Origin of the sequence: Streptomyces sp. 5K101, from assembly GCF_046506645.1 — a bacterium.
Classification (GTDB): domain Bacteria; phylum Actinomycetota; class Actinomycetes; order Streptomycetales; family Streptomycetaceae; genus Streptomyces.
In genome coordinates this window covers 278,821-292,558 of sequence record NZ_JBKFFO010000007.1, presented here as the reverse complement: position 1 = coordinate 292,558, position 13,738 = coordinate 278,821, and the positions used below count along the sequence as shown (strand labels likewise).

The following is a 13,738-nucleotide window of genomic DNA, read 5'->3' as shown; positions in this document are numbered from 1 at the left end:
GTAGTCAGGGTGTTGCCTCTTCTGTGAGACGCGGCGCGAGGCGAACGCTGGGGGTCGTACCGCACCTGGGTACTGGGCCGGCCGTGGATTGGCCGGATGGCGCGGGACCACTGCCGTCGCTCGAGCGTCGTGCCGCTGGAGGGGCCCCTCATCTGCGGTCGCCCGCACCTGTGTGCGCACTGTCCGCGTGGAGGGCGGTCGGGGCGGAGCCGATCGGGCCACCGACCGGGCATCCTCATTCATCAGACGGCCCACCGAGCAGAAAAAAAGCCGATGCCCAGCAGGCGCATTACCACTGTACCCCGGAATCGCGCATGTGTGTTGGGGCAATTCCCGGGAAACGTCTTCAGGGCGCGGCTGACCAGGCGCTTCCCCGGATCGACGGGCGGGCTATTGTGCGCTCCATGGAGACGCCTGACAACGCCACTGAACACACCGGGATCGCCGCCCAGGACTGGGCCGCGGCCTCCGCAGACCCGCAGTACCGCGCCGCTGTCGTGGACCTGCTGGGCGCGCTCGCGTACGGCGAGCTGGCGGCCTTCGAGCGGCTCGCCGAGGACGCGAAGCTCGCGCCGACGCTCGGCGACAAGGCGGAGCTGGCGAAGATGGCCTCGGCGGAGTTCCACCACTTCGAGCAGCTGCGGGACCGGCTGACGGCCATCGAGGCGGAGCCGACGACGTCGATGGAGCCGTTCGCCCAGGCGCTGGACGACTTCCACCGCCAGACCGCTCCGTCGGACTGGCTGGAGGGCCTGGTCAAGGCGTACGTCGGCGACTCGATCGCCAGCGACTTCTACCGCGAGGTCGCGGCTCGCCTGGACAGCGACACCCGCGCCCTGGTGCTGGCCGTCCTCGACGACACCGGTCACGGCAACTTCGCCGTCGAGAAGGTGCGGGCCGCGATCGAGGCCGACCCGCGCGTCGGCGGCCGGCTCGCCCTGTGGGCGCGGCGGCTGATGGGCGAGGCGTTGTCCCAGGCGCAGCGGGTCGTCGCCGAACGCGACGCGCTCTCGACCATGCTCGTGGGCGGTGTGGCGGGCGGCTTCGACCTGGCCGCGGTCGGCGAGATGTTCTCCCGGATCACCAAGGCGCACACCAAGCGGATGGCCGCTCTGGGGCTGGCAGCCTGACCGTCGGCGTCACCCGACACGCATCCGGCCGGCCGTCCTTCCTCGCGCGGCCGGTCGTCGTCGCCCTTCAGAAAGGGAGCGCGCGGTGCAGTCTGCGCGTCGAGGGACGCAGCAGCAGTGACAGCAGCACGGCGCCGATCGCCGCGGAGCCGATAAGGGTCGCCGGCTCGTGGCCGGGACCGAGCGCGACATGCGTCACATAGGCACCGAACAGTGCGCCCAGCGTGCCCGTGGTGAAGACCGTCCGGCGGGACGGGAGCCGTTCGGCGAGATGACGCGTCGCGGCCCAGGAGAGGGCCAAGCCGATCAGGACGGAACCGAGCGCTTCCAGGAGCACTGCTGATCACCTCACGGACGTCGGCGCGGGCAGGAACGGTCACAGCCCGTACTACCCCGGGGCAACGGATCACAACCCTCCCCTGAGCGGGCGAAAAAGGCGCCTGAGCAGGGGAATCCGGCAACATGGCAGAAAACGGAGAGGGCCCGGCGGAAGCCGCCGGGCCCTTCTTCGATGTGATCGGCCCCGTGCCTACAGGGCGCCGAATCCCACACGTCGCGTCGTCATCTCGCCGATCTCCACGTACGCGAGACGGTCGGCCGGCACCAGGACCTTGCGGCCCTTCTCGTCCGTCAGGCTGAGCAGCTGCGCCTTGCCGGCCAGCGCATCGCTCACCGCGCGCTCGACCTCCTCGGCGGACTGCCCGCTCTCCAGAACGATCTCCCGGGGCGCGTGCTGCACGCCGATCTTGACCTCCACGGCTATGTCCCTCCGAACGGTCAGTTGCGTTGCGCGATCAACGCGCCGTACGCAGCACACATTAGCCCGGACACCGGACACGGCAGGCGCGGGTGCACAACGCCAGGAGCGAACAGCTTCAGCGCTGTTCGGCCGCGTGCTGCTCGCTGCCGTGCAGCGGGAAGCCCGCGATACCGCGCCACGCCAGGGACGTGAGCAGCTGCACCGCCGTGTCCCGCGGGATGCCGGAGCCGCTGGAGAGCCAGTACCGCGCGACGACCTGGGAGACTCCGCCGAGGCCGACGGCCAGCAGCATCGACTCCTCCTTGGACAGGCCGGTGTCCTCGGCGATCACGTCCGAGATGGCCTCGGCGCACTGCAACGAGACCCGCTCCACGCGCTCGCGGACGGCGGGCTCGTTCGTCAGGTCGGACTCGAAGACGAGCCGGAACGCGCCGCCCTCGTCCTCGACGTACGCGAAGTAGGCGTCCATGGTCGCCGCCACGCGCAGCTTGTTGTCCGTCGTCGACGCGAGCGCCGTGCGGACCGCCTGCAGCAGCGACTCGCAGTGCTGGTCCAGGAGCGCGAGGTAGAGCTCCAGCTTTCCGGGGAAGTGCTGGTAGAGCACGGGCTTGCTGACGCCGGCCCGCTCGGCGATGTCGTCCATGGCGGCCGAGTGGTATCCCTGAGCCACGAAGACTTCCTGGGCCGCACCCAGGAGCTGGTTTCTGCGGGCTCGGCGTGGCAGGCGTGTGCCCCGCGGGCGCGCCTCTGTCTGCTCGATGGCTGTCACGCCGCCTCCCAAGGTGGTGAACAAGCACAGTTCTTCCGGTACGCGCTGTGCGCCGCGCCGCCATCGTACTTTTGGGTAACGACGGAGTGCGTGGTGCGGACGCAGAATTTCACGGACCGGACGGTCGCGGAAGCTGCCTGTTCGCGGGCCATACGCGGACATACCGGCGGCAAGCGCGGCAGGTCACCGGTAGTCGTCCTCGTCGAGCGCGACCACGCGCGCCTGTTCGGCGGCGTCCGCCTCGTTCGCGGCGTCCGGATCGGCGCGGTTCACCGGATCGTCCCGTTCCGGGCGTACGTCGGTGTGCTGCTCGGCGGCGTCGGCCTCGGGGACCTCCGAGTCGTCGGTCGTGGCGGTGTCGTCGTCCTCGGCGAAGGTTTCCGGTTCAGTGGGATCGACTGTCATACCGCACCGCTTTCCCTGGAATGCGCCGTTTAGTACGAGCCTAGGAGTTCCCGATGGCGGGCGCTACGCGGTACGCGCCGCACCTGTGACACCGAACACACGAGTCATGACGTGATCGTCTCGTAACATTGCCCGCATGTCTTCGACCGAGCTGCCGGGCACCGCCGCCGCGAACGCCGCGGTCGCCCCCAAGGTCGCGACCGTCCGCGTCGCCGAGGGCGAGGAGCTGCGCTCCGTCACCCTGCCGGGCCTGGCCCTGACCGTCCGTTCCCGCCCGCCGGCGACTGCCGGACTGCCGCCCGCGCTGTACGTGCACGGCCTCGGCGGCTCGTCGCAGAACTGGTCGGCGCTGATGGCGCAGCTCGACGACGTGGTGGACGGCGAGGCCCTCGATCTGCCCGGCTTCGGCGACTCGCCGCCGCCGGACGACGGCAACTACTCGGTCACCGGACACGCCCGCGCGGTCATCCGCTTCCTGGACGCGAGCGAGCGCGGCCCCGTCCACCTGCTCGCCAACTCGCTCGGCGGCGCCGTCTGCACCCGGGTCGCGGCCGTCCGCCCGGACCTGGTGCGCACGCTCACTCTCGTCTCGCCCGCGCTGCCCGAGCTGCGGGTGCAGCGCTCCGCCGTGCCGACCGGGCTGCTCGCCCTGCCCGGAGTGGCCCTGCTCTTCGCGCGGATGACCAAGGGATGGAGCGCCGAACAGCGCACCCGCGGGGTACTCGCGCTCTGCTACGGAGACCCCACACGGGTGACGGAGGAGTCGCTGCGCAACGCGGTCGAGGAGATGGAGCGGCGCATGCGCCTTCCGTACTTCTGGGACGCGATGGCCAGGTCGGCGAGGGGCATTGTTGACGCGTACACGCTTGGCGGCCAGCACGGGCTGTGGCGTCAGGCGGAGCGCGTGCTCGCGCCGACCCTGCTCGTCTACGGGCGCAAGGACCGGCTCGTCTCGTACCGTATGGCGCGCAAGGCGGCAGCGGCGTTCCGGGACTCCCGGCTGCTGACGCTCCCGGACGCCGGGCACGTTGCGATGATGGAGTACCCGGAAACGGTCGCCCAGGCATTCCGGGACCTGCTCGACGACTGCAGTGGGAGCTGATCCGGGGCGTGGGACGACACAGCCGCAAGGGCCCCGCACCCAAGGGTGCCGGCTCCGGGAGCGTGCCCGGCCAGGCCTCCGGGGAGCGGGAGACCGCCGGGGCCTTGCCCGGCAGCGGTCGGCGAAGGCGGTCGGCGGGCTCCGGCCCCGAGCAGCACACCTCCGCCGGGACCGGACACTTCGCCGGACCGGCCAGGGGCGGGCACCCCGAGCACTACGAGTCCGGCGGAGGCTGGGGCGACTGGCAGACCGGCGCCCAGCAGCAGGTGCGGACCGCGCCGCCGCCCGTGGCGGTGGGCGGGCCGCGGATACCGGGGCCGCGCCGGGAGTTCGTCGAGGCCTTCGACGCACCGGCGGCCGTCCCGGCCCGTGATCCGTACGGGCCCGACGGCGATCCCGCCCCCGATGCCACGGCTCCCGGAGCTACGGGAGACGGCGCCACGGCGGACGGCGCCGACGACGAGGCCCGTCAGCGTCCGGCCAAGGGCGGCAAGGGCCGCACGTTCACCGGCGTCGCGGCGGCCGCCGTGACCACGGTCCTCGCGGTCGTCGTCGCCGGGCAGGTGGCCGCCGACCGGGACGACAGTGTCGGCGCGCAGTCGTCGCAGCGGGACCGCGGGGCCGTGCAGGAGCGCCCGGGCCGCTCCGACGGCAGGCCGGCCCCCGCGCAGGAAGCGGCCCCGCCGCCCCCGACGTACGCGCAGCTGATGGCCCGGCAGTTCCCCATCGACCCCCGACTGCGGGCGTCCGGAGACTTCGAGGCGGTCCCCGGACTGGACAGGGCGCCCGGCAAGGGACGCAAGATCCGCTATCGGATCGACGTCGAGAAGGGGCTCGACCTGGACCGCGGCCTGTTCGCCAGGGCCGTCCAGGAGACGCTGAACGACGAGCGGAGCTGGGCGCACGGCGGGGCCATGACCTTCGAGCGCATCTCGTCGGGCGACCCCGAGTTCGTCATCACCCTCGCGAGCCCCGGCACGACGGCCACCTGGTGCGCCAAGTCCGGTCTGGACACGACCGTCGACAACGTCTCCTGCGACTCGGCGTCCACGGAGCGCGTGATGATCAACGCGTACCGCTGGGCGCAGGGCGCCGAGACGTACGGGCCGGGCGCGATGGTCGCCTATCGGCAGATGCTCATCAACCACGAGGTCGGGCACCGGCTCGGCCACAATCACGTGACCTGCCAGACGCCGGGGGCCTTGGCGCCGGTGATGCAGCAGCAGACGAAGTCGCTGGACATCGGCGGCATCGAGTGCAGGCCGAACCCTTGGGTGCACCCCGGGGAATGAGGCCCTGCGGAGCTGGCCGCAGCATGACTCTGCGTGACGGAAACGCACTGTAGCGCGACGGAACGCTACCTGGGTGCGAAAGTTACGCCTATTCACCCCTTCTGGTGGCGCGATGGACAACCGTCCGTCGCGCCACCGTCGCATCCGCATAACGTCGTCCCGCTGAGAGCCGCCGGCAACCAACGGCGGCCGTCCACAAGGGAGATCGGGGGTGTACGCGTGCGGATCGGATTGATTACGGAGGGTGGGTATCCGTATGCGACGGGTGAGTCCGGGCTCTGGTGCGATCGTCTGGTGCGCGGCCTCGCGCCACACGAGTTCGACATCTACGCACTCAGTCGCAGTGCACGGCACGACGCGCTGCCCGCCCTGCCGCCGCAGGTGCGCGCGGTGTACACGGTCCTGCTGGAGGCGCCCGCGGACGACGGCGTACGCCTCGGACGGCGCGAACGGCGGCGCTTCGCCGGTCACTTCGGAAATGTGGCCGCCGCCGTCTGTGCCGGCGGCGACGGCTTCGCCGACGGGCTGTACGGCCTCGCCGACCTGGCCCGCGACAACGGCGGACTCCATGCGGCCCTGCGGTCCGAAACCGCCCTGCGCGCCCTGGAAGCCGCCTGCCACGCGCCGGGCGCGCACCGCGCACTCCGCGGTGTGACCGTCGCCGACCTGCTCACGGTCGCCGACCACCTGGAGCAAGCCCTGCGCCCGCTGTCGCTCGACTGGTACGGCGACGACGCCCTCGCCTCGGCCGACCTCTGCCACGCCACGTCCGGGGGACCCGCGACGCTGCCCGGCCTTCTGGCCAAACGCTTCTGCGGAGTCCCCCTCCTGGTCACCGAGTACGCCGTCCATGTGCGCGCGCGGTATCTCGCCGGGCGCGAGGCCGGGCTGAGCGGTCCCGTACGGGCCATGCTCGCCGGGTTCCACGGGCAGCTCGCCGCCGAGGCCTACCGGCAGGCCGCCGTCATCACCCCGGGGAACGGACACACCCGGCGCTGGCAGGCGAAATGCGGTGCCGACCGCGCCGCGGTGCGTACGGTCCACCCCGGTATGGAGGCGGACCGTTTCGCGGCCGTCGGCGAGAGCGACGACGCGGGGGACGGCGGCACTCTCGTCTGGGTCGGCAGGATCGAGCCGGCCAAGGACCTGGTCGCCCTGCTGCACGCCTTCGCCGAGGTCCGCAAGGAGGAACCGGCCGCGCGCCTGCGGCTCTTCGGCGCACCGGCGCCCGGTGAGGAGGCGGCGACCTACCTCGCCCACTGCCGGGCCCTGGCCGCGCAGCTCTTCCCCGACGAGGCCGCGGACGCGCACGCCGTCGGGGACAACCCCGTCTCCTTCGAGGAGATCGGCGGCCCTGAGACACCCGAACTCGCCGACGCCTACGCCGCCGGCTCGGTCGTCGTCCTGTCCAGCGTCGTCGAGGGCTTCCCGGTCAGCCTGGTCGAGGCGATGTTCTGCGGGCGAGCCACGGTGTCCACGGACGTCGGCGCGGTCGTCGAAGTCATCGGCGGCACGGGGCTGGTCGTGCCCCCGCGCAACCCGCGGGCGCTCGCGGACGCGTGCCTCGCGCTGCTGCGCGACCCGGAGCGCCGGGCGCGGCTGGGCGCGGCCGCGCGCGCCCGCGCGCTCGAACTCTTCACCGTGGAACAGAACCTGACGGCATTTCGCGGCATTTACCTGGAGCTGATCTCGCACTCGCCGGTGCAGCGGGAGGCCGTCGACGCCGACGGGGAGCCGCTGCCTTTCGCGCACCCGGCCGAGTCGCATGTGCCCGGCGGCTGGACGGGCGGCGCGGGCAGCCACACGCCGGGCTGGGCAGCGGCTTCCGGGCCGGGGCTCGTCGACGCCGGCTCGGCACCGCAGACGGGGAAGGAGGCAGGCCGATGAACGCGTCACGCGTCACGGGGAAAACGGCCCCCGAGGAGCCGACGGCCCTGCACGAGGACCGCGGTGTCGATCTGGAGGCCGCGGCCGACGACGACCACGTCCGCGCGGTGTGGGCGCTGGCGGCCCTGACGACCCTCGACGACATCCGCACGGAGCCCGCGTCCGGTGGCCCTCCGGATCCTTCCTCGGTACCGGAGGGGGCGGACACGGAGGGCGTCCCGCCGGATGAGGGAGGAGGCGGGCGCGGGGGCGGACGGGAGGGTGCCGGGCGTGCGGATGTGCCGGACCGGTCCTGCACACGTGGCCCGGCCGTCGGCGGGGCCGAGCCACTCGGTCGTCCGGCGCCCAGTGGCACACCCCTGGAGGCCGCGACCGGGCCCGGGCCAGGCGTGACACGTGTCACTGGCGGCGCGGGGGCCGTGGACGGCCCCGGCCGGGCGCCCGGCGACGACGGTGCCGAGAGCGCCGCCGCGCCGGACCGTGCGGCACCGCGCGGCGCGGGCGTGCCGGACCGTTTCCGCACAGCCGGCGCCACCGCGCGGGGCGAGAGCACGCGCGGTGCCGTGCGGCGCGGCGGCGTCGATCCCGTCAAAGGGCTCATCCACCGGCACCGCGAACTGTGCGAACAGGCCGTCGACCCCCTGGAGATCGCCGCGGGACTCGAGGCCCACGGGCTGACCGACCGCACCGCCGCCCGCTTCCGGCACCGGGACGTCTTCTCGCTCGCCGAGGAGATGTTCGCGCGGGCGGAGCGCGCCCCTGCCACCACGGATGACCGCCCGACGCGCGCCGCCGATTCGCGCGCCGGGCGGGTCGGGCCGTACCTGACGCCGCTGCTGCCGGGCGTCGTGTGCGCCCTGGCGGTCGCGGCCACGGCGGCCTCCGAGGGCGCCGCCCGGCTCGCGTCGGGCGCGATCGGCGCACTCGCCACGGGCCTCGCGCTGCTGTTCGCTCTGCGCCGCGGCCCCCTGCGCGCACGAGGCCGTAAGCTCCCCGCCACCCGCCTGTGGACGCTCTGGCTGCTCCTCTACGCGGCATGCGGCCAAGGACTCACGACCGAGATCGTCGCCGGCGGCCCGGACCGCCTGTGGCCCATGACCCCCGTCCCCGTCGTCGCGCTCGCCCTCGCGGTCGCACCGGCGGCCTGGTGCGCGGACTTCTTCGCCGCACAGGCGAGCCGCAGGCTCGGGACGAGCCGCGCACTGGACGACTTCGCCGCCGGGACCCGGCCCCTGCTGCTCGCCGTCCTCCTGCTGTACGTCGCGGCGCTCGGCGCACTCGTCGCGCTGACCGGGCTCGTCCTGCCCGGCGCGGGGACGCTCGGGCCCACCGCGGTCCTCGGCACGCTGCTCTTCCTGGCCCGGCTGCTCGTCGTCCACGGCTTCCCCGAGCCCGCGTCGACCGCCCTGGCCGCCGCCTGCGCCGTCGAGGCCGCGGCGCCGGCCCTGCTGCTGACGGGCAGGCTGCCCGGCCTCGACCCCGTCGCGCGCCCCCTGGAGGCGCTCGTCGGGGTGTGGGGCGCGGCCGCCGTACCCGTACTGGCCTGCGGGGCCGCCGCGCTGGGACTCGCCGCCCACGCGTTCGCGGCGCTCGCCCGGGCCTCGGCCCACACCCGCTGAACACCCGCACGCCGTTGGCACAGGCCGACGTGCTCCGCGGAGCCGACACCGCGGACAGCCGGCGTCCACGGCATCGAACGGCAACACCCGAAGGAGACTGCGCATGACCCCGAACCACCCGCACACGGCCCGTCGGCACCGAGGAGCCGCACGATGAGGGTGCTTCTGCTCGGTGCCAACGGATTCCTCGGCCGGTTCGTCGCCGACCGGCTCCTCGCCGATCCGGCCGTGCACCTCACGGCGCTCGGCCGCGGCGACGACGCCGACGTGCGCTTCGATCTCTCCGGCGGCAGCCCGGGCGCGCTCACGCGCTTCCTCGGCGCCGTCCACCCGGGTGTCGTCATCAACTGCGCGGGTGCCACCCGCGGCGGCGCCCGCGAGCTGACCCGGCACAACACCGTCGCCGTCGCCACCGTCTGCGAGGCGCTGCGCCGCAGCGGCTGCGGCGCCCGGCTCGTGCAGATCGGCTGCGCCTCGGAGTACGGGCCGTCCCAGCCCGGCTCGTCGACGGCGGAGGACGCCGTGCCGCGCCCCGGCGGGCCGTACGGGGTCAGCAAACTCGCCGCCACCGAGCTGGTGCTCGGCTCCGGACTCGACGCCGTCGTCCTGCGGGTCTTCTCACCCGTGGGGCCCGGCACCCCGGCCGGCTCCCCGCTCGGCCGCCTCGCCGAGGCGATGCGGCGGGCCATGCAGCAGGGCGACGGGGAGCTGAAGCTCAGCGGCCTCGGCGTGCAGCGCGACTTCGTCGACGTGCGGGACGTGGCGCGCGCCGTGCACGCCGCCTCCCTCTCCGCGGCCCAGGGCGTCGTCAACATCGGCACCGGGCGCGCGGTGAGGCTCAGGGACGCGGCGGCGACCCTGGCCCGCGTCGCGGGCTTCACCGGCGCGCTGCACGAACTGGACGCCCCCTCGGTCCGCCCCGGCATCGGCGCCCCGCGCTCCGAGTCCGTCGTCGAGCACCTGGCCGCCACCCCCTCCCCGTATCCCGACGGGTGCGGCGGCTGGCAGCAGGCCGACGTGCGCACCGCGCGGGACCGGCTCGGCTGGCGGCCCCGCATCAACCTCGAGGAATCCCTCGCCGACATCTGGATGGAGGCGGCATGCCGCATCTGACGAGTTCCGGAACCAGACTCTCGGCCACCGGCGCGGACAGGCTGGGCTTCGGCATCCCCGGATACGCCCACCCGCTGCTCGCGCCCTTCGAATGGGCCGAGCTGACCCGCCCGGGAGCGCCACTGCACTGGGTGGTCCTCAACGTCGCGGACGGCCCCGGCGCCCTGCCCGACCCGCACTGCCTGGAGGCGGCGGGCCGGCTGCGGAACGCCGGGGTGCGCGTCCTGGGGCACCTCGACCTCGCCCATGGGGAGCGCTCCTTCGGCGACATCGTCGCTGACGCCCGGCACTTCACCGACTGGTACCGGGTCGACGGCTTCCTGCTGGACCGCTGTCCGGTCGAGCGCGCGGAGCTGGCGCAGGTGCGCCGCACCACCGCCACGCTGGACGCCATGACGGGCGGCGGCCACCTGGTCCTCGGGCACGGCACGCACCCGTACGCCGGATACGCGGAGGCGGCGGACCAACTGGTCACGTTCTCCGGGCCGTGGTCGGACTACCGCTGGTCGCAGGTGGCGGAGTGGACGGCGGACTACCCGCCGGAGCGGTTCGCGCACTTCGTCCACGGGGTGCCGCGCACGCATCTGGAGGAGGCCACCCGCATCGCGCGCTGGCAGGGCGCCGGAACGATCTTCTTCACCGACCGGGGATCTCCGGACGCGAGAAAGGAGCAAAGCTGCCCATACGAGGCGCTGCCCGGCTACTGGGACGAAATCGTCTCGCAGATCGGACCAGGTGTCTCGGAATGAGAAGGGCCGTGGCAGTGTTACGGGAAGAACAACCGTACTGATACCGATCTACGGAGTCCCCGTGTCGCTGCCACCCCTGGTCGAGCCAGCTGCTGAGCTCACCGTCGACGAGGTCCGCAGGTACTCCCGCCACCTGATCATCCCCGACGTGGGGATGGACGGGCAGAAGCGGCTGAAGAACGCCAAGGTGCTGTGTGTGGGCGCCGGCGGCCTGGGTTCGCCCGCCCTCATGTACCTCGCCGCGGCCGGCGTCGGCACGCTCGGCATCGTGGAGTTCGACGAGGTCGACGAGTCGAACCTGCAGCGTCAGATCATCCACAGCCAGGCGGACATCGGCCGCTCCAAGGCCGAGTCCGCCCGCGACAGCGTCAAGGGCATCAACCCGTACGTGAACGTCGTCCTCCACGAAGAGCGGCTCGAGGCCGAGAACGTGATGGACATCTTCAGCCAGTACGACCTGATCGTCGACGGCACGGACAACTTCGCGACCCGCTACCTGGTCAACGACGCGTGCGTGCTGCTGAACAAGCCGTACGTCTGGGGCTCGATCTACCGCTTCGACGGCCAGGCCTCCGTCTTCTGGTCCGAGCACGGCCCCTGCTACCGCTGCCTCTACCCGGAGCCCCCGCCGCCGGGCATGGTTCCCTCCTGCGCCGAGGGCGGCGTGCTGGGCGTGCTCTGCGCGTCCATCGGCTCCATCCAGGTCAACGAGGCGATCAAGCTGCTCGCCGGCATCGGTGAGCCGCTGGTCGGCCGGCTGATGATCTACGACGCCCTGGAGATGCAGTACCGCCAGGTCAAGGTCCGCAAGGACCCGAACTGCGCGGTCTGCGGGGAGAACCCGACCGTCACCGAGCTCATCGACTACGAGGCCTTCTGCGGCGTCGTGTCCGAGGAGGCCCAGGAGGCGGCGGCCGGTTCGACGATCACTCCCAAGCAGCTCAAGGAGTGGATCGACGACGGCGAGAACATCGACATCATCGACGTCCGCGAGGTCAACGAGTACGAGATCGTCTCGATCCCGGGCGCGCGGCTGATCCCGAAGAACGAGTTCCTGATGGGCAGCGCCCTGCAGGACCTGCCGCAGGACAAGAAGATCGTCCTGCATTGCAAGACGGGTGTCCGCAGTGCGGAAGTCCTCGCGGTGCTCAAGTCGGCGGGCTTCGCCGACGCGGTGCACGTCGGCGGCGGCGTGATCGGCTGGGTCAACCAGATCGAGCCGGAGAAGCCGGTCTACTGACCGAACGCGCAGGGGCCCCGGACCGCACACGCGGTCCGGGGCCCCTGCCGTTGCCGTCCTACCGGCAGACCGTCCCGTCCTTCGGAACCGTGCCTCTCAGCAGATAGGCGTCCACCGCCCGGTCCACGCACGCGCTGTTGCCGTACGCGCCGTGCCCCTGGCCCCGGTAGGTGATCTGGACGCCCACGCCCTTGCCGAGGGCCTCCTTCATCGCCTTCGCCCCTTCGTACGGGGTGGCCGGGTCGCCCGTGTTGCCGATGACGACGATCGGCGCGGCGCCGGCGGCGGAGACGTCCGGGTGCGTCCACATGCCCGGCACCGGCCAGTCGGTGCAGCTCATCAGGCCCCAGGCCAGGAACTCGCCGAAGACGGGCGACGCCTTGCGGAACGCGGGCAGCTTCGCCTTGGTCTCCTCCAGCGTGTACCGCTCCTTGGAGTCGGCACAGCCGATCGCCATGCCGGCCGCCTGGATGTTGCTGTAGGTGCCGGTCTCCGAGCGGCCGGTCAGCGCGTCGGAGAAGGCGAGCAGCAGCGCGCCGCTGCCGCCCTCCGCCTCGTCGAGGCCCTGCTCCAGCAGCTCCCAGTACTCGCGCGAGTACAGCGTCTGCGCGATGCCGTTCAGCGCCTGGCTCTGCGTCAGCTTGCGTTCCCCGATGCCGGGGATCGGCCTCCGGTCCAGTTGGTCGAGGAACCCGATGATCCAGTCCTGCATCTCCGCGACGGTGGAGCCGGGGAGCCGGCAGTCGTCGCCACGGCTCACGCAGTACTTCAGGAAGTTGGTCAGCGCCAGCTGGAAGCCCTCGGCCTGGCCGAGGGAGCCCTGCTCGGCGTCCTCGCTCGGGTCGACCACCGCGTCGAACACCGCTCGCCCCACCCGCTGCGGGAACAGGTGCGCGTACACGCCGCCCAGCTCCGTGCCGTACGAGATCCCGAAGTAGTGCAGCTTGTCGTCGCCGAGAACCGCGCGCATCAGGTCCATGTCGCGTGCGGCGTCGACGGTGGCGACATGGGGCAGCTCGTTGCCCGAGTTCTCCTCGCAGGACTCGGTGAACGACTGGATGCCCCCGACGAACTTCGCCTCCTCGGACGCGTCGTCGGGCGTCGAGTCCTGGGCCACGTACGCGTCCATCTCCCGGTCGTCCAGGCACTCCACGGGCACGCTGCGGCCGACACCGCGCGGGTCGAAGCTCACCAGGTCGTAGCGGGCCTGGAGGGTGCCGTAGTCCTTGGCGGCGGCGGGCAGGGTGGCCACGCCCGAGCCGCCGGGGCCGCCGAAGTTGAAGACGAGCGAGCCGATGCGGTTCGCCTGGTCGCGGGCGCGTGCGCGGATGAGGGCCAGCTCGATGGTCTCGCCGTCCGGCTCGTCCCAGTCGAGCGGCGTGTCCAGGAACGAGCACTCCCAGACGGTGCCACCGGGCAGCGGGGACGGTTTCGGCCCGCCGCCCTCGGCCTCGGAAGGCGCCGGGCAGGGCTGCCACTCCAGCACCTGGGCGGCGAGATCCTTGGGGCGGTCCTCGTCGTTCCCCCCGCCGTCCCCGCAGCCGGCGGCGGCCAGCAGGACGGCGACGGCGGTGGCGACGGCGGCCGTACGGGCCGGTGCACGAGTGGTCGGCATAGGGCCATCGTGCGACGGCGCGGCTTGCTCCGCACGGGCGAACGGTCCATGCGGGTG

At 72.7% G+C, this 13,738-nt stretch carries 13 protein-coding genes; 8 read left to right on the top strand and 5 right to left on the bottom strand.

Annotation, left to right across the window (positions count from 1 at the left end; translation table 11 throughout):
* Nucleotides 1-404: 404 nt before the first annotated feature.
* Nucleotides 405-1,130: a ferritin-like fold-containing protein gene (locus tag ACLB9X_RS16590; RefSeq protein WP_410361121.1), complete on the top strand. Its 726-nt coding sequence runs from the start codon at nt 405-407 to the stop codon at nt 1,128-1,130.
* 67 nt (nt 1,131-1,197) lie between these two features.
* Here ACLB9X_RS16590 and ACLB9X_RS16585 read toward each other — a convergent pair whose 3' ends face one another.
* From ACLB9X_RS16585 to ACLB9X_RS16570, 4 genes are all read right to left on the bottom strand, one after another.
* A complete protein-coding gene (locus ACLB9X_RS16585) occupies nt 1,198-1,467 on the bottom strand; it encodes a hypothetical protein (protein ID WP_410361120.1) in 270 nt (89 codons plus the stop codon).
* A gap of 192 nt (nt 1,468-1,659) precedes the next feature.
* A complete protein-coding gene (locus ACLB9X_RS16580) occupies nt 1,660-1,887 on the bottom strand; it encodes a DUF3107 domain-containing protein (RefSeq protein ID WP_410361119.1) in 228 nt (75 codons plus the stop codon).
* 118 nt (nt 1,888-2,005) lie between these two features.
* Nucleotides 2,006-2,659: a TetR/AcrR family transcriptional regulator gene (locus ACLB9X_RS16575; protein WP_410361118.1), complete on the bottom strand. Its 654-nt coding sequence runs from the start codon at nt 2,657-2,659 to the stop codon at nt 2,006-2,008.
* A 183-nt stretch (nt 2,660-2,842) separates the two neighbouring features.
* The gene (locus ACLB9X_RS16570; protein ID WP_410361117.1) at nt 2,843-3,064 is read right to left on the bottom strand and encodes a hypothetical protein; all 222 of its coding nucleotides are present in this window, start codon (nt 3,062-3,064) and stop codon (nt 2,843-2,845) included.
* Nucleotides 3,065-3,200: 136 nt separating this feature from the next.
* Here ACLB9X_RS16570 and ACLB9X_RS16565 point away from each other — a divergent pair, with 136 nt between their 5' ends.
* The 7 genes from ACLB9X_RS16565 to moeZ all read left to right on the top strand — a co-directional run bounded on the left by ACLB9X_RS16565 (nt 3,201) and on the right by moeZ (nt 12,066).
* Nucleotides 3,201-4,166 (top strand): alpha/beta fold hydrolase, encoded by a 966-nt coding sequence (locus ACLB9X_RS16565; protein WP_410361116.1) that lies wholly within the window; start codon nt 3,201-3,203, stop codon nt 4,164-4,166.
* Between the two features lie 8 nt (nt 4,167-4,174).
* Complete coding sequence (locus ACLB9X_RS16560; RefSeq protein WP_410361115.1) at nt 4,175-5,458, top strand: DUF3152 domain-containing protein; 1,284 nt, start codon at nt 4,175-4,177, stop codon at nt 5,456-5,458.
* 219 nt (nt 5,459-5,677) lie between these two features.
* Entirely contained in the window at nt 5,678-7,345 is a 1,668-nt protein-coding gene (locus ACLB9X_RS16555) for a DUF3492 domain-containing protein (protein WP_410361114.1), read from the top strand.
* A complete protein-coding gene (locus ACLB9X_RS16550) occupies nt 7,342-8,964 on the top strand; it encodes a hypothetical protein (RefSeq protein WP_410361113.1) in 1,623 nt (540 codons plus the stop codon). Before ACLB9X_RS16555 ends, ACLB9X_RS16550 begins: the two co-directional genes overlap by 4 nt.
* 153 nt (nt 8,965-9,117) lie before the next feature.
* The gene (locus ACLB9X_RS16545) at nt 9,118-10,077 is read left to right on the top strand and encodes an NAD-dependent epimerase/dehydratase family protein (protein WP_410361112.1); all 960 of its coding nucleotides are present in this window, start codon (nt 9,118-9,120) and stop codon (nt 10,075-10,077) included.
* Nucleotides 10,065-10,826, top strand: a complete 762-nt coding sequence (locus tag ACLB9X_RS16540) for a spherulation-specific family 4 protein (protein WP_410361111.1) — start codon at nt 10,065-10,067, stop codon at nt 10,824-10,826. Before ACLB9X_RS16545 ends, ACLB9X_RS16540 begins: the two co-directional genes overlap by 13 nt.
* Before the next feature lie 61 nt (nt 10,827-10,887).
* Complete coding sequence (gene moeZ, locus ACLB9X_RS16535) at nt 10,888-12,066, top strand: adenylyltransferase/sulfurtransferase MoeZ (protein ID WP_410361110.1); 1,179 nt, start codon at nt 10,888-10,890, stop codon at nt 12,064-12,066.
* 58 nt (nt 12,067-12,124) lie between these two features.
* On the opposite strand, the gene ACLB9X_RS16530 is transcribed toward moeZ, so the two are convergent.
* Complete coding sequence (locus ACLB9X_RS16530; RefSeq protein WP_410361109.1) at nt 12,125-13,681, bottom strand: alpha/beta hydrolase; 1,557 nt, start codon at nt 13,679-13,681, stop codon at nt 12,125-12,127.
* Nucleotides 13,682-13,738: the final 57 nt, after the last annotated feature.